We start from the raw sequence: 16,555 nt of genomic DNA on the forward strand, positions 1-16,555 counted from the left end.
ACATCAGGAACAGGAGACGAGATGAATTTCGACTACACGCCAAAAGTGCAGGAACTGCGCCACAAGCTGGCCGCTTTCTTCTATGAACACATCTATCCGAACGAGCGCGCGTTCAATCAGGAAATCGCGGCGAACCGGGCAAAGGGCGATGCGTGGATACCGCTTGAGCTGATCGAAACGCTCAAGCGACGCGCGCGCGATGCCGGCCTGTGGAATCTCTTCCTGCCCGAATCGGAACGTGGCGCAGGGTTGAGCAATCTGGAATACGCGCCGCTTTGCGAGATCATGGGCCGCGTGCCTTGGGCGCCCGAAGTGTTCAATTGCGGCGCGCCCGACACGGGCAACATGGAGACCATCGAACGTTATGGCAGCGATCAGCACAAGCAGCAATGGCTCGAGCCGCTGCTGCAAGGCGAGATCCGTTCGGCGTTCCTGATGACCGAGCCGGACGTGGCTTCGTCGGATGCGACCAACATCCAGTGCAGCATCGTGCGCGATGGCGACAGCTATGTGATCAACGGTCACAAGTGGTGGTCATCGGGTGCGGGCGATCCGCGCTGCAAGGTGTTTATCGTGATGGGGAAGACCGATCCGGAAGCGCCACAACATCAGCAACAATCGATGATCCTCGTCCCCGCGGAATCATCGGGCATCACGGTGCATCGGCCGCTTTCGGTCTTCGGTTACGACGACGCGCCGCATGGCCACATGGACATTACGCTTGAGAATGTGCGCGTGCCGGCATCGAATGTATTGCTTGGCGAGGGGCGCGGATTCGAAATCGCGCAAGGGCGTCTTGGGCCCGGACGCATTCATCATTGCATGCGCTTGATCGGTTTAGCCGAGCGCGCGCTCGAACTCATGTGCAGACGGACATCGCAAAGGGTTGCATTCGGCAAGCCGATCGCAGCGCATGGCGTAACGCAAGAGCGCATTGCCGAGTCGCGGATCATGATCGAACAGGCGCGCTTGCTCACACTGAAAGCGGCCTACATGATGGACACAGCCGGCAACAAGGGCGCCCGCGGCGAGATCGCGATGATCAAGGTCGTTGCGCCGAACATCGCGTGTCAGGTCATCGACTGGGCGATTCAGGCGCATGGGGCCGGAGGTGTATCGGACGACTTCCCGCTCGCTTATGCGTATGCGCACGCACGGACATTGCGCCTCGCCGATGGACCCGACGAAGTGCATCGGAATGCGGTCGCAAAACTTGAATTAGCCCGGTACGCGTAAGCGTTGAGCAACGCGGTGGACTTCTTTGACGGCTCCGAAAAAGAAGTCACCTGAACGCGAACTTCAGAAATAGTGCCGTGTAATAAACTCAGCGACACAAACCGGTTTCTCAGCGCCTTCTTTCTGGATAGTCACGCGCCAGATCACCTGCACGCCGCCCTGCTCCACGTCAGTCACCTTCTCAGCCAAGAAACGCGCTCTCAACTTCGAACCAACCAGAACCGGTGACATGAACCGGACCTTGTTGGTGCCGTAGTTCACGCCCAGTTTCTGCTGCAGCGGAACGCATTGCTCAAGCCATTTCGGCACGAGCGCCAACGTCAGGAAGCCATGCGCAATCGGTCCGCCAAAGGGCGACTCTTTGTTCGCCCGTTCAACGTCGACGTGAATCCATTGATGGTCGTCGGTGGCATCGGCGAACCGGTTCACGCGCGACTGATCTATTTCCAGCCACCCGCTCACGTATTCCTCGCCGCCCTCCGCGGCTTTCACATCCGCTGCTGAGGCGAGCGTCATTGCGTATTTTCCGGACGACGCAGCCCGAATATCGCCGCCGAATCCACCGTCAATACCAGCTCGCCATTCTGGTTATAAGCTTCCCAACGCGTTCCGACAATGCCGCGATCCGGCTTGCTCTCGGAAACACGCTTGCTCAACACGCGCACCGTCAACCGCACGGTATCGTTCACGCGAACCGGCTTGAGCCAGCGGATGTTGTCGAGCCCGGGCGAGCCCATCGATGTGGAATCGGCCAGCATGTCGCGCACGAGAATGCCCATCATCGCGGAGCAGGTGTTCCATCCGCTCGCAACCAGTCCGCGAAACGGCGATGCTTCGCCGCCCGCTTCGCTCAGGTGAAAAGGCTGCGGATCATAACGTCCGGCGAAATCGATGATCTCCTCTTTCGAAAATGTATGCGCGCTGAGTTCGGCTACATCGCCGACGTTGAAATCCTCATAGCTGAATGTCATCCCCATTCTCCTTTTATGAAGCGTCGATTATTCAAACGTTAGTGTCGGCGAATCCTGGCAGCGATGCAAACCGCTCCAGATGATGATCGACGTCGCCCAACGTTGTCTCGATGATCGACAAGCGCTTGAACCAGTGTGCCGCCGCGACTTCATTAGTTACGCCCATCCCGCCGTGAAGTTGCACGGCCTGCTGACCGACGAAACGTGCCGCCTGACCGACCCGCGCTTTCGCCGCAGAAATTGCGCGACGGCGTTCGTCCGCGTCATTGCTCGTGTAGCGGGCAGCCGCCAGATACGTGATCGAACGTGCCTGCTCAGCGTGGATCAGCATCTCGACCATGCGATGCTGCAACGCCTGAAACCGCGCGATGGGCGTGCCGAACTGCTTGCGTTCCTTCGTGTACTCGACCGTCGCGTGATTGAGCGCATCGAGCACGCCGACGGCTTCGGCGCAGAGCAGGAACGTCGCGTAATCCGCGATATGTTCAAGTGTCGCGGCCCCGGTTTGCGCATTGCCCAGGCGTGTGGCCGGCGTGCCCGTGAATTTCAAGGAAGCGGCACGCTGGCCATCGATCGTCCGGTATTCAGTGATCGCCACGTTGCCCGAATCGCGCGCAACGGCGAACAGGGCAACTTCGCCGTTCAGCCTTGCGGGCACGATCCATACGTCGGCCTGTGCGCCGTGTTGGACCAGCGACTTCTCACCGTTCAAGGTGAATTGGTCGCCCTGGATCTGCGCCGTGGTTGCGATGGAAAACAGGTCATGGCGCGCATGCGGTTCATGAAACGCCACGGCAAGTTTGATCTCGCCGGCAGCCGCGCGCTCGAGCAAGGCGTTCGCGTACTGATCGCCAACAAGCCGCAACGCTTCGATACCCACCGCCGTCGACCAGTAGGGCTCGACGACCAACGCACGCCCGAGTTCCTGCATCACGACGAGCATGTCGACCGGACCACCATCGAATCCGCCACGCGCTTGCGGCGCGGGCAACGCCGTAAGGCCTAATTCGGTGAAGGCAGTCCAGTGTTTTGCATCGACACCTTCCCTGGATGCCACGATCTTTTGGCGGGCATCGAACGTGTATTCCTTGTCGAGATAACGGCGCAAGGCATCACGGAATTGCTGTTGTTCATCGGTGAAATTGAAGTCCATGTGCCGCTCCTCACAAGCCCAGAATCATCTGCGCGATGATGTTTTTTTGAATTTCGTTCGAACCGCCATAGATCGATGTCTTGCGGAAGTTGAAGTAGTACGCGGCGAGCGGCGCCGCGTCGTCATCGCCTGCGAGACTGTGCTCGCGTTCGCCTTCGAGATACTCGGGATCGAACGCGGCGGCCTGGGGTCCGATGGCTTCAACCATCAACTCGGTCAACGCTTGCTGGACTTCGGTGCCCTTGATTTTCAGCATCGATGCTTCCGGTCCCGGCCCGCGGCCATTCGCTTCGCTCGCGACCACGCGCTGCACGGTCACTTCAAGCGCCATGATCTCGATTTCGAGCGCCGCGATCTTTGCAGCGAACACAGGGTCCTTCAACAACGATGCTCCGCCCTTCTTCTGATCAGTGGCAAGTCGTTTGAGGAACACCAGTTCGCGCTTGGACTGCCCGACGCGTGCGATGCCCGTGCGTTCATGCCCAAGCAAATACTTCGCATACGTCCAGCCGCGATTTTCTTCGCCGACAAGGTTTTCCATCGGCACTTTCACGTCTTCGAAGAAGACTTCATTGACTTCGTGGTCTTCGTCGAGCGTGATGATGGGACGCACGGTGATGCCGGGCGTTTTCATATCGATAAGCAAGAACGAGATGCCTTCCTGCTTCTTCGCGCCGCTATCCGTGCGCACGAGGCAGAACATCATGTCGGCGAACTGGCCGAGCGTGGTCCAGGTCTTCTGGCCATTGACCAGATAGTGGTCGCCCTGACGTTCGGCGCGCGTTCTAAGCGATGCCAGATCGGAGCCCGAACCGGGTTCGGAATACCCCTGGCACCACCAGTCGGTGCCATCGAGAATGCGCGGCAAGTAACGGGCTTTTTGCGCATCGCTGCCGTATTTCATGAGGACCGGTGCGACCATCGATACCCCGAACGGCAACACGCCCGGCGCACCAATACGCGCGCATTCCTCATCCCAGATATGGCGCTGCGTGGCGTTCCAGCCCGGACCGCCAAATTCCTTCGGCCAGGCGACGACAGACCAGCCGCGCGTGCCAAGCAGCTTGTGCCAGCTCGCGTAGTCGTCGCGGCTTAAACGTTTGTGATCGAGTACCTTGGTCCGCAAGGCTTGCGGCAGATTGGCGTCGAGCCAGGCGCGAATGTCGGCGCGAAACGCGTTGTCCGCGGGGGAATAGTTCAGGTCCATGCGCTCTCGTCTCCTGTCATGACCCGGGTCGGCCACGAGGAGACGTGCGCTAAGCCAACGGGCGTCGGCTTATTGCAGCGGCTCTTTCAGTGCGGCCGGCACGGGCAGCGGCATCACGTCGATGCCTTCTTCCATCAATGCGTGCGCATCTTCAGGCGTAGCGACGCCGCGAATATTGCGCGCCGGCGCTTCGTCGTAATGCATGCGCCGCGCCTCTTCGGCAAAACGGTCGCCCACGTTCTCGGTCTTCGCGAGAAATTCCCGCATGAATTGCAGCGCACGCGCCTGGGCCGCCTGATCCGGCTGCTGCGGGGCCGCTTGCGGCGTAACGCTGCTGCCGCTGCTTGCCTGCTCGGTTCGGTCGGAACGTGTGGTGGACAGGTTCAGCCGCGGTGCCGATGGCAGTCGGCTTACTTCAGTCGTGGAACACACCGGACAAGCCACGAGCTTGCGCGACAACTGGGATTCAAACTCATCGGACGAAGCAAACCAGCCTTCGAACCGATGGTCGTGCGAGCACTTCAAGTCGAGAACCTTCATGCTAATCAGGGCTTGCCAGAAAGTTTAATCGCAAAAGCGCGTTTTGTGAACGGTCGTTCGTAAATTTGCGTCTGCGACTTTTGGATGAATCGAGAAAACAGGTGGTCGATTTTAGCCCGCTGGTCCTTCGCGTGCTTGATGGCGTTGTTTTTGATGAAACGCGCAAACGCAAAAGCGGCCCGCAGGCCGCTTTTTTTCTCTCGATTTGCTTATTCGCTGACCGGATCGCCTAGTTTCCACTCGCCCGACATCACCTTCTCGAGCCAGAAGCTGCCGATGATCGTTTTTACATCGCTGATCTGGCCGCTCTTGATCCACTCGAAGATTTGCGACCGATCCGCAATGAACGTCTCGAGGAACTCGCCCTCGTCCAGCTTGTTCTCGCCCGCAGTCAAACCGCGCGCCAGATACAGGTCGATGAACTCGGTCGAGTACGAAATCACCGGATGAATTCGGGTCAGGAAGAACCATTCACGCGCCGTGTAACCCGTTTCCTCGTGCAATTCACGTTTCGCGCAAGCGAGCTCACTTTCGTTGGGATCGAGCTTGCCGGCGGGATATTCGAGCAGCACCTTGCGGATCGGATACCGATACTGCCGCTCGAGCAGCACGCGGCCGTCGTCGAAAAGAGGCAGGATCATCACCGCGCCCGGATGCTCGACGTACTCGCGGGTGGCGTGTTTCCCGTCGGGCAGCTCGACTGTATCGAGTTTCAGCGTGAGGAATTTACCCTGATGCAGCAACTTGCTTTCGACCGTCTTCTCGATCAGGCCGGCATCGGAATCAGGGAAAGAGTCGGCGGAATGCTTGGGGTCGAGGGAAGAACTGTCAGCCATCATGCGCCTTGAAGGAAACGCGTCAAACGACGAACCCGGCGCCAAACGCGTGGATCAAGCCGCGACGGCCGTGGCCGTCAGCGGCGCTTGACGAGATATTGGAAAGCGAAACCGGGGAACGCGAGCACAAGAAAGAGGCTGAACGTCACGGCGTAAAACTGCCAGCCCTGCTCGAAACGGTTTCCGGCACGCGCCTCAAGCATAAAGCCGAGCGCGCCCACGACAAAATAAAGCACGATCAATTCCGCGAGGCGAATCCACGGGCTTTTCTTCGCTGCCTTGATTGGCACGACGGCGAAGATGCGTTGATTCGCAAACGGAAGGTTGGCGCCGACCAGCGCCAACAACACGATAAACCAGCCCGCAGCCGACATTACAACTGGAACGGCAAGGTATGGGTGATCGCCGTCAGGCAAGCGTTCATCAACGGACCCGGCACAATGCCGAGCACGAGCACCGCAAGGCCGTTGAACGCGAGCAGCGCGCGCTTGAGGTTGTCGGCGACGATCGGCGATGCGTCCGTCGGTGCATCGAAGTACATCAGCTTGACGATACGCAGGTAGTAGAACGCCCCCACCAGCGACGACATCACGGCGAGCACTGCAAGCCACGTCAGACCGGCGTTCATGGTCGCTTCCAGCACCGCGAGCTTGGCGTAGAACCCGACCATCGGCGGGATGCCAGCGAGTGAGAACATCATGATCATCATCACGAACGCGAACACCGGGCTACGCTGGTTCAGGCCCTTGAAGTCATCGAGCGTTTCGGCTTCGAAGTCCTTGCGCGCCAGCAGCATGATCACGCCGAAGGTACCGAGCGTGGTGATCAGGTAGATGATGCTGTAGAACATCGCCGAGCTGTAGGCACCGGCCGCGCCATCGGCCTTGCCTTCGACCACGCCCGCGAGCATGCCCAGCAGCACGAAGCCCATGTTCGAGATTGCCGAGTAAGCCAGCATCCGCTTGATGTTCTTCTGCACGATACCCGTGACGTTACCCACGATCAGCGACAGCGCGGCAAGGATCACCAGCATCTCTTGCCAGTCGACTGCCAGCGGCAACAGCGCCATCACCAGGAAACGCAGACCCCACGCGAAGGCCGCAGCCTTCGGGCCGCCACCAGTGATCAGCGTCATGGCAGTCGGTGCGCCCTGATAAACGTCAGGCACCCACATATGGAATGGCACCGCGCCCATCTTGAACGCAATACCCGCGACGACGAAGATCACGCCGAACAGCAGCACCGCGTCGTTGATACGGCCAGTTGCAATGGCCTTCGCCACTTCGTTCAGTTCAAGCGAACCGGTCGCGCCGTAGAGCATCGAGATGCCGTAGAGCAGGAAACCGGAAGCCAGCGCGCCAAGGACGTAATACTTCATTGCGGATTCGTTGGCCTGCGGCGAGTCCTTCCGCAACGCGATCACCGCGTACAGCGACAACGACATCAGTTCCAGCCCGAGATACAGCGTCAGGAAGTTGTTGCCCGAGATCATCACGCACTGGCCGAGCAGCGAGAACAGGCCGAGCAGGAAGAAGTCACCGCGGAACAGATCGCGATCTTCAAGATACTTGCGCGAATAGATGATCGATACCGCGAAGCCGAGCGTCACCACCGCTTTCATTGCGCTGGCGAACGGATCGACGACGTACATGCGCGTGAAGAAATAATGCGGCGTGGGATCGAGTGCCTGGACGGCGAACCACAGGCCGACCACGATCGTCGAAATGACCGAGATGAAATAGGACGTTTGCCGGCTCTTCACGCCGTAGATGGTGTCGTTCAACCACACTACGACGACCATCAACATCAGCAGTCCATCGGGTAACAAGGCACTCATTGGGGCATTTTGCATGATCTTTTATTTCCTCCGCACGCGTTACTGGGCCAGCGGCAGTTTCGACTGCGCGACGTGGGAGAGGAGATTTTCCACGGATGCGTGCATCACATCGGTGAAAGGCTTCGGGTACAGGCCCATGTACAGCGTAAATACAGCAAGCACGGCCAGCATGAAGAATTCGCGCTTGCTGATGTCCTTCAGCTTGGCGACGTTTTCATTGGCAATCGCGCCGAAGTGCACGCGCTTGTACATCCACAGCGTGTACGCCGCGCCGAGAACCAGCGTGAACGTTGCCAGGAAACCGATCCAGAAGTTGAACTTCACTGCAGCCAGGATCACCATGAACTCGCCGACAAAACCCGACGTACCTGGCAGGCCGCAGTTGGCCATCGCGAACAACATGGCGAATGCCGCAAACTTGGGCATGACGTTGACCACACCGCCGTAATCCGAGATCCGGCGCGAGTGCATGCGGTCATACAGCACGCCGATACACAGGAACATCGCGCCCGAGACGAAACCGTGCGAAATCATCTGGATGATCGCGCCTTCCATGCCGAGCGTGCTGAAGATGAAGAAACCGAGCGTGACGAAGCCCATGTGCGCAATCGACGAATACGCGACCAGCTTCTTCATGTCTTCCTGCACCAGCGCCACGAAGCCGATGTAGATCACCGCGATCAACGACAGCGTGATCACCACGGGCGCCAGGAAATGGCTGGCATCCGGCGCGATGGGCAGCGAGAAGCGGATGAAACCGTACGCGCCGAGCTTCAGCATGATCGCGGCCAGCACGACCGAGCCGCCCGTCGGCGCTTCCACGTGGGCGTCAGGCAACCACGTGTGGACCGGCCACATCGGCACCTTCACGGCGAAGGCCATGAAGAACGCGATGAACAGCAATATCTGCGGCGTGAAGCCGATCTTCAATGCATGCCAGGTGGCGATATCGAACGTGTGCGTCTGTGTGTACAGGTACAGCAACGCGATCAGCATCAGCAACGAGCCCATCAGCGTGTACAGGAAGAACTTGAACGCGGCATAGACCCGGTTCGCCCCGCCCCACACACCGATGATGATGTACATCGGAATCAGCGTGGCTTCGAAGAACACGTAGAACAACATGCCGTCGGCGGTCGAGAACACGCCGATCATCAGGCCCGACAAGATCAGGAACGCGGCCAGGTACTGCGACACGCGCACCGTGATGACTTCCCATGCCGCGATCACCGTGATGACGGTGATCAACGCGGTCAGCACGACAAACCACATTGAAAGACCGTCGACACCCAGGTGATACGAGATGTTGAAGCGCTGGATCCAGCTCACGTTTTCTTCGAACTGCAGCGCAGCCGATGAATTGTCGAAGCCGGTAATCAAGGGAATGGTGACGATCAGGCCCAGGATCGAGCCGATCAGTGCAAGCCAGCGCGACGGCGCCGGATTGCTGTCATTGCCTACCGCCAGTACAAGGATACCGACAATGATCGGTAACCAGATCGCGAGACTAAGGATTGGAAAAGAGTGCATAGATAGGTGTCCCCGCCTTATTTGCCGCCGAGCGTTACAAACAGGGTCAAGAGCCCCAACATGCCAATGATCATGGCGAACGCGTAGTGATAGATGTAACCGGATTGAAGGAAGCGAATCACACCGGCAAACCAGCCGACGAACTTCGCGAGGCCGTTGACAATCCCGTCGATAACGGCGACATCGCCTTCTTTCCAAAGTCCGCGGCCAATGGCAACCGCACCCTTTGCAAATACGACATCGTTGATCTTGTCGAGGTAGTACTTGTTATCGAGCAAGTTGTAGATCGGCAGGAAGCGTTGCTTGATCACGCCCGGCAGATCCGTACGCTTGAGATACAGGAACCACGACACCACCACCCCACCGAGCGCGAGCCACACCGGCAGACCCGCTACCGAATGCAGGCCCATCGCAAACCAGCCGTGGAATTCCTCGGCCATTTCATGCAGCGCCGGATGGTTTTCACCAATGAAGATCACACGATCGAACACCACGCCGTGCGCGAAGAAGTCGCCGAACAACATCGGGCCGATCGCCAGCGCACCAATGATCACCGATGGGATCGCCAGCAGGATCAGCGGCAGCGTGATCACCCAAGGTGTTTCATGCGGGATGTGCGGACCATGACCATGGCCGTGATCATCGTGGCCGTGCGAATCATGGCCGTGCGCATCGTGGCCGTGCGAATCATGGCCGTGCGCATCGTGGCCGTGCTGGGCCGCTTCGATACCCATTGGGCTTTCTGGATGCTTCGGACCGCGGAAACGCTCCTTGCCATGGAAAACCATGAAGTACATACGGAACGAATAGAGCGCAGTGACGAACACGCTTGCAACCACCGCGAAGTACGCGAAACCCGAACCCGGCAGATGCGAGAGTTTCACGGCATCGATGATCGAATCTTTCGAATAGAAGCCCGAGAAGAACGGCGTACCGATCAGCGCCAGCGAACCGAGCAGCGACGTGATCCATGTGATCGGCATGTACTTGCGCAGGCCGCCCATATTGCGCATGTCCTGGTCGTGATGCATGCCGATGATCACCGAACCCGCGCCAAGGAACAGCAGCGCCTTGAAGAATGCGTGCGTGGCCAGGTGGAACACGGCAACCGGATAAGCGGACACGCCGAGCGCAACCGTCATGTAGCCGAGCTGCGAGAGCGTCGAGTAGGCCACCACGCGCTTGATGTCGTTCTGGACCACGCCGAGGAAGCCCATGAACAACGCCGTGATCGCGCCGATCACCGTCACGAACGACAGCGCCGAGTCCGACAATTCGAACAGCGGCGACATGCGCGTGACCATGAAGATACCGGCCGTTACCATGGTTGCCGCGTGGATCAGTGCGGAGATAGGCGTCGGGCCTTCCATGGAGTCGGGCAGCCACACGTGCAGCGGGAATTGCGCCGACTTGCCCATTGCGCCAATGAACAGGCAAATACATGCAACCGTCAGCAAGCCCCAGTCGGTGCCCGGGAAGGTCATGCCGGCCAGTTGCGTCCGGTGCGCGAAGACATCACCGTAGTTCAGCGATCCGGCAAACGCCAGTAACAGGCCAATGCCGAGCAGGAAACCGAAGTCACCCACGCGGTTGACCAGGAACGCCTTCATGTTCGCGTAGATGGCCGTCGGGCGCGTGAAGTAGAAACCGATCAGCAGGTACGACACGAGACCCACTGCTTCCCAGCCGAAGAACAACTGCAGGAAGTTGTTGCTCATCACGAGCATCAGCATTGAGAACGTGAAGAGCGAGATGTAGGAGAAGAAGCGCTCGTAGCCCGTTTCTTCATCGGCCATATAGCCGATCGTGTAGATGTGCACCATCAGCGAGACGAAGGTGACGATCACCATCATCATCGCGGTCAGCGAGTCGACCAGGAAGCCGATCTCCATCTTGAGCGGGCCGACCGTCATCCATTCGTAAATGGTCGCGTTGAAGCTCGCGCCCTTCATGACGTCGAGGAAGACGAAACACGAAAGCACCAGCGATATCGCCACACCAAGAATGGTGATGCTGTGCGACGCGCGGCGCCCGATCTTCCAGCCGAACAACCCCGCGATCAGCGAACCGGCAAGCGGTGCCAGCGGAATCGCAAGCAGAAGGTTTTCATTGAGTGTCGTGGACATATCTGTCTTGCCTGAATTTAACCTTTGAGCTGATCGAGATCTTCGACGTTGATCGTGTCGAGGCTACGGAACAACGTGACCAGAATCGCGAGACCGATGGCCGCTTCAGCCGCCGCGACCGTCAATACGAAGAACACAAAAATCTGGCCGTGGATGTCGCCGAGATAGTGCGAGAACGCGACGAAGTTCGTATTGACCGCCAACAGCATCAGTTCGATCGCCATCAGGATGATGATCACGTTACGTCGGTTCAGGAAAATACCGACAATGCTGATCGCGAACAGGATCGCGCCGAGCACAAGGTAATGGGCAAGACTCAACATGGTTTTATATCTCCTCAGCCTTTGTTGTCGACCGTGCCGGCGCCGGCGTTGCCGGTAACGGGCGGATTGGTCGCGGCATCCGGCGCTTCCTGCTCGGACTTCATCTTCACGATCCGCACGCGATCTTTCGCACGCACCTTGACCTGTTCGCTCACCGACTGGCGCTTGTTGTCCTTCTTCTCGCGAATGGTCAGCGAGATTGCCGCGATGATCGCGACCAGCAGGATCAGGCCCGCGATTTCAAAAGCGAAGATGTAGTCGGTGTAGATGACCTTGCCGATCAGGTGCGAATTCGACATCACTTCGTTCGGACCCACGCCGGAACCTACCCCGTTGACCAGCATCGCGTCGCGCACCGGCGTGACCGTCGCGCCGTAGCCGTGCCACAGGATCAAAGCGGTCTCGATGATGATGATTGCGCCCACGATGCTCGCTATAGGCACGAATTTCTTGAAGTCGCGGTGCAGCACGTCGAGGTTGATGTCCAGCATCATCACCACGAACAGGAACAGCACCATGACCGCGCCGACATAGACGAGAACCAGCAAGATGGCGAGGAATTCGGCTTCGAGCAGCATCCAGATCGCGGCCGCGTTGAAGAACGCAAGCACGAGAAACAGCGCGGATGACACCGGGTTGCGCGAAGTGATCACCTTCAGCGCCGAAACAACCAGCAGCAGCGCGAAGATGTAAAACAGTACGGTCGTGAATTCCATGATTACCGGTTCATCGTTAGGCTTTGTGTTTTGACACAAGCGCGCCGTGTCGCATCTTTTGAAGGAAGCAACGTACAACCATGGCGCGCGGGCCGGAACAGCAGGTCAATTCAAATGCAGGAACAGCAAAAGGCGCGGTGAAGACGAGCGCCCCGCTCCGCTTTACCGATAAGGCGCGTCAGCAGCCTTCGCAGCAGCAATCTCCGTTTCATAACGGTCGCCCACTGCCAGCAACATGTCTTTCGTGAAATACAGGTCGCCGCGCTTCTCGCCGTGATACTCGAGGATATGCGTTTCGACAATCGAATCGACCGGGCAGCTTTCTTCACAGAAACCGCAGAAGATGCACTTGGTCAAATCGATGTCATAGCGCGTGGTTCGACGCGTATTGTCGGCGCGCGTTTCTGATTCGATGGTGATTGCAAGCGCCGGGCACACGGCTTCACACAGCTTGCATGCGATGCAGCGTTCTTCGCCGTTCTCGTACCGGCGCAATGCATGCAGGCCTCGAAAACGCGGGGAGATCGGGGTCTTCTCTTCCGGGAACTGAACCGTCACCTTGCGCTGGAACAGATATCCGCCAGTCAGCGCAAGACCCTTCAGCAACTCGGTCAGGAAAAAGGTTTTAAAGAAATTCTGTAATGCGTTCATGGTTTTTTCATCCGCCCATTATTTCCAGATGTTCAGCGGTGACATGATCCAGAACCCGACCACGACCACCCACACCACCGACACCGGCAGAAAGATTTTCCAGCCAAGACGCATGATCTGGTCGTAGCGATAACGCGGGAATGTCGCACGGGCCCAGATGAACACGGACAGCAGGAAGAAGATCTTCAGCACGAACCAGAAAATGCCCGGGATGAAGGACAGGAAACCAAACGGCGCGCTCCAGCCACCAAGGAACAACGTCGATGCGATCGCCGAGATCACGATCATGTTGATGTACTCGGCCAGGAAGAACAGCGCGAACGCCATGCCCGAATAATCGATCATGTGACCCGCGACGATTTCCGACTCGCCTTCCACCACGTCGAACGGGTGACGGTTCGTTTCGGCAATGCCCGAGATGAAGTACACGACGAACATGGGCAGGAGCGGCAACCAGTTCCACGAGAGGAAGTTGATACCCCAGTTCGCGAAGATGCCGTGTTCCTGCGAGACCACGATAGCCGACATGTTCAGGCTACCCGTGACCATCAGCACGACGACGAGCGCAAAGCCCATCGAGATTTCGTACGACACCATCTGCGCCGCGGCGCGCATGGCGCCAAGGAACGCGTACTTCGAGTTCGATGCCCAGCCGGCCAGGATCACGCCATACACGCCGATGGACGAAATCGCCATCACGTACAGCAGGCCGGCGTTGATGTCGCCCAGCACCGCTTTCGCCTGGAACGGAATCACCGCCCACACCGCGAACGCGGGAACCACGGTCATGATCGGCGCGATCAGGTAGATCCAGCGGCTCGCTTGCGTCGGCTGGATCACTTCCTTCAGCAACAGCTTCAGCACATCGGCGATCGGCTGCAGGAGTCCGAGCGGACCCACGCGATTCGGGCCAAGACGCACGTGCATCCAGCCGATGAGCTTGCGTTCCCACAGAATCAGGTACGCGACGCACAGCAGGATCACCACCGACACCACGAGAATGCGGATGACAGCCCACACCGTGGGCCAGGCGACACCGAGAATCTGCGTCCCGCCTGCGTTGATCGTATCGAACAAGCCCATTTACGCCTTCTCCACTACCAGTTCACCGAACAGAGCCCCGAGCGCCGCACCGACCGGTGTTCCCGCCGATACACGCACCACGCTTTCCGCCAGATTCGCGTCGCGAACGGCCGGCAGCGTGACCGAGAGACCGCCTTGAGCGACACGCACGGCATCGCCGTCTTTCAGACCGAGTTTTTCGAACAGCGACGTCGGCAGCGCAGCCACATTGGCGTCGCGCGCGGCAGCCGTCAGATGCAGCGATTCGGCGCGACGCGACAATGCGTCGGCATGATAGATCGGCGTGTCGGCGAGGCGCTCGAAACTGCCTTCGTTCAATGCAGCCTTCGTCACCGGCTTGATCGCCACGCTGCTCTTGTTCGACAGGCGCGAACTCAGATCGCCCTTGCCCAATGCTGCGTCGCGGACTTCTTCGGCGGTATCGAATTCGAAACCCTTCAGGCCCAGGATGCTGCCCAGCACACGCAATACTTTCCAGCCCGGACGCGTTTCGCCCAGCGGACGCACGACGCCGTTGAACGTCTGCGCTGTACCTTCAGCGTTGACGAACGTGCCCGATGTTTCCGTGAACGGTGCGATCGGCAGCAGCACGTCGGCGTAGTCCGACCCGTGCTTGAACGCCGACAACGCGACAACCATTTCAGCCTGCTTCAATGCGGCGAGCGCTTGAGCGGGGTTGGCGGTATCGAATGCAGGTTCGACGTTGAAGAGCACGTAACCCTTGCGCGGCTGCTCGAACGCTTCGCGTGCGTTCAGGCCGCCTTCGCCCGGCAGTGCATCGACGAGATGCGCGCCAACCGTATTTGCAGCTTCAGTCAGATAACCCAGCGTTGCGCCCGTCTCGTCCGCGATCCACTGGCAAACAGCATGGATCTGCGCGAACTGCGGATGCTGAACCGCGCTGTTGCCGAGCAGCAGGACACGCTTGTCGCCGGCCGACAGGGATGCAGCGATGTCCTTGGCCGCCGCCGATGCCTCGATGCCAGCGAACGCTTCCGGTGCAGCAACGCCACGTGCTTCGGACACTGCAGCAGCAATGCTGCCCAGGTGCGCGAGCCATTCCGAAGGCGCTGCCACTACGCGATGCGCAGCGGGAATCAGCGAATCGTCGTTCGTCGCGTTCAGGAACGTGAGCTTTGCGCCGCCCTTGGCAGCCTGACGCAGACGTGCTGCGAACAGCGGATGATCGCGACGCAGGAACGAACCCACGACGAACGCCGTGTCGATATTCGTCAGGTCTGCGATCTTCATGCCAAGCCACGGCGCGCTGTCGGAAACCGGCGCAGAGAAGTCGCTCTGGCGCAGACGGAAATCGACGTTCGGCGTACCCACGCCTTCGGCAAACTGCTTCAGCAGATAGAGTTCTTCAACGGTGCTGTGCGGCGTAGCCAAAGCGGCGATCTGATTCGCGCCATGGTCAGCCGTTATGCCCTTGATGCCCTTCGCCACGTATTCCAGCGCCGTTTGCCAGTCGGTCTCGACCCACTTGCCGCCCTGCTTCAGCATGGGCTGCGTGAGACGGTCGTCGCCGTTCAGCGATTCGTACGAGAAGCGATCCTTGTCCGAGATCCAGCATTCGTTGATGGATTCGTTTTCCATCGGCAGGACGCGCATCACGCGGTTGTTCTTCACCTGTACGACCAGATTGGCGCCGACCGAATCGTGCGGGCTGATCGACTTGCGGCGCGACAGTTCCCACGTACGGGCGCTGTAGCGGAACGGCTTGCTCGTCAACGCGCCGACCGGGCACAGGTCGATCATGTTGCCCGACAGTTCCGAATCGACCGTCTTGCCAACGAACGACGTGATTTCCGAGTGCTCGCCGCGACCCAGCATGCCGAGTTCCATCACGCCGGCCACTTCCTGACCAAAACGGACGCAACGCGTGCAATGGATGCAGCGCGTCATCTCTTCCATGGAGATCAGCGGTCCGACGTTCTTGTGGAACACCACGCGCTTTTCTTCGTTGTAGCGCGACTGCGACTTGCCGTAACCCACCGCCAAGTCCTGCAACTGACATTCGCCGCCCTGATCGCAGATCGGGCAATCGAGCGGGTGATTGATCAGCAGGAATTCCATGACGGACTGCTGCGCCTTGATAGCCTTGTCCGACTTCGTACGCACGATCATGCCCGCCGACACCGGCGTGGCACACGCGGGAACCGCCTTCGGCATTTTCTCTACTTCGACCAGGCACATCCGGCAGTTCGCCGCGATCGACAGTTTCTTGTGATAGCAGAAGTGAGGAATGTATGTATCGACCTTATGCGCAGCCTGGATCACCATGCTGCCTTCAGGCACTTCTACACTTTTGCCGTCGATTTCTAATTCAACCATGATGGGGAA

The 16,555-nt window shown here is 58.9% G+C and carries 16 protein-coding genes; 1 reads left to right on the forward strand and 15 read right to left on the reverse strand.

Features of this window, described 5'->3' with window-relative positions:
- Positions 1-21 precede the first annotated feature (21 nt).
- Positions 22-1,236: an acyl-CoA dehydrogenase family protein gene (locus AX768_RS09935; protein WP_061999820.1), complete on the forward strand. Its 1,215-nt coding sequence runs from the start codon at positions 22-24 to the stop codon at positions 1,234-1,236.
- 63 nt (positions 1,237-1,299) lie between these two features.
- Here AX768_RS09935 and AX768_RS09940 read toward each other — a convergent pair whose 3' ends face one another.
- The 15 genes from AX768_RS09940 to nuoG form a co-directional block, all read right to left on the reverse strand.
- Positions 1,300-1,752, reverse strand: coding sequence for a MaoC family dehydratase (locus AX768_RS09940; protein ID WP_061999821.1), 453 nt, complete (start codon positions 1,750-1,752; stop codon positions 1,300-1,302).
- A complete protein-coding gene (locus AX768_RS09945) occupies positions 1,749-2,207 on the reverse strand; it encodes a MaoC family dehydratase (protein ID WP_061999822.1) in 459 nt (152 codons plus the stop codon). The genes AX768_RS09940 and AX768_RS09945 overlap by 4 nt, the downstream gene beginning before the upstream one ends.
- A gap of 31 nt (positions 2,208-2,238) precedes the next feature.
- Positions 2,239-3,360: an acyl-CoA dehydrogenase family protein gene (locus AX768_RS09950; RefSeq protein ID WP_061999823.1), complete on the reverse strand. Its 1,122-nt coding sequence runs from the start codon at positions 3,358-3,360 to the stop codon at positions 2,239-2,241.
- Positions 3,361-3,370: 10 nt separating this feature from the next.
- The gene (locus tag AX768_RS09955; RefSeq protein ID WP_061999824.1) at positions 3,371-4,567 is read right to left on the reverse strand and encodes an acyl-CoA dehydrogenase family protein; all 1,197 of its coding nucleotides are present in this window, start codon (positions 4,565-4,567) and stop codon (positions 3,371-3,373) included.
- 69 nt (positions 4,568-4,636) lie between these two features.
- Positions 4,637-5,107, reverse strand: a complete 471-nt coding sequence (locus tag AX768_RS09960; protein ID WP_061999825.1) for a DUF1178 family protein — start codon at positions 5,105-5,107, stop codon at positions 4,637-4,639.
- Positions 5,108-5,316: 209 nt separating this feature from the next.
- Positions 5,317-5,943, reverse strand: a complete 627-nt coding sequence (locus AX768_RS09965) for an NUDIX domain-containing protein (RefSeq protein WP_061999826.1) — start codon at positions 5,941-5,943, stop codon at positions 5,317-5,319.
- Positions 5,944-6,020: 77 nt separating this feature from the next.
- Complete coding sequence (locus tag AX768_RS09970; protein ID WP_061999827.1) at positions 6,021-6,317, reverse strand: DUF2818 family protein; 297 nt, start codon at positions 6,315-6,317, stop codon at positions 6,021-6,023.
- Positions 6,317-7,795 carry an NADH-quinone oxidoreductase subunit NuoN gene (gene nuoN, locus AX768_RS09975; RefSeq protein WP_061999828.1) on the reverse strand — a complete coding sequence of 493 codons (1,479 nt, stop codon included), beginning with the start codon at positions 7,793-7,795 and terminating at the stop codon, positions 6,317-6,319. Before nuoN ends, AX768_RS09970 begins: the two co-directional genes overlap by 1 nt.
- 24 nt (positions 7,796-7,819) lie before the next feature.
- Positions 7,820-9,310 (reverse strand): NADH-quinone oxidoreductase subunit M, encoded by a 1,491-nt coding sequence (locus tag AX768_RS09980; protein WP_061999829.1) that lies wholly within the window; start codon positions 9,308-9,310, stop codon positions 7,820-7,822.
- 17 nt (positions 9,311-9,327) lie between these two features.
- Entirely contained in the window at positions 9,328-11,436 is a 2,109-nt protein-coding gene (gene nuoL / locus AX768_RS09985) for an NADH-quinone oxidoreductase subunit L (RefSeq protein WP_061999830.1), read from the reverse strand.
- 17 nt (positions 11,437-11,453) lie between these two features.
- Positions 11,454-11,759: an NADH-quinone oxidoreductase subunit NuoK gene (gene nuoK / locus AX768_RS09990; RefSeq protein WP_031360677.1), complete on the reverse strand. Its 306-nt coding sequence runs from the start codon at positions 11,757-11,759 to the stop codon at positions 11,454-11,456.
- A gap of 14 nt (positions 11,760-11,773) precedes the next feature.
- Positions 11,774-12,475 (reverse strand): NADH-quinone oxidoreductase subunit J, encoded by a 702-nt coding sequence (locus AX768_RS09995; protein ID WP_061999831.1) that lies wholly within the window; start codon positions 12,473-12,475, stop codon positions 11,774-11,776.
- Positions 12,476-12,637: 162 nt separating this feature from the next.
- On the reverse strand, positions 12,638-13,126 hold the full coding sequence (nuoI, locus tag AX768_RS10000; protein ID WP_050381450.1) for an NADH-quinone oxidoreductase subunit NuoI: 489 nt from the start codon (positions 13,124-13,126) through the stop codon (positions 12,638-12,640).
- A gap of 18 nt (positions 13,127-13,144) precedes the next feature.
- Positions 13,145-14,209 (reverse strand): NADH-quinone oxidoreductase subunit NuoH, encoded by a 1,065-nt coding sequence (gene nuoH / locus AX768_RS10005; RefSeq protein ID WP_056353961.1) that lies wholly within the window; start codon positions 14,207-14,209, stop codon positions 13,145-13,147.
- The gene (gene nuoG / locus AX768_RS10010) at positions 14,210-16,546 is read right to left on the reverse strand and encodes an NADH-quinone oxidoreductase subunit NuoG (RefSeq protein ID WP_061999832.1); all 2,337 of its coding nucleotides are present in this window, start codon (positions 16,544-16,546) and stop codon (positions 14,210-14,212) included.
- Between the last annotated feature and the right edge of the window lie 9 nt (positions 16,547-16,555).

The sequence above is a fragment of the Burkholderia sp. PAMC 28687 genome (assembly GCF_001577465.1).
GTDB lineage: Bacteria > Pseudomonadota > Gammaproteobacteria > Burkholderiales > Burkholderiaceae > Caballeronia.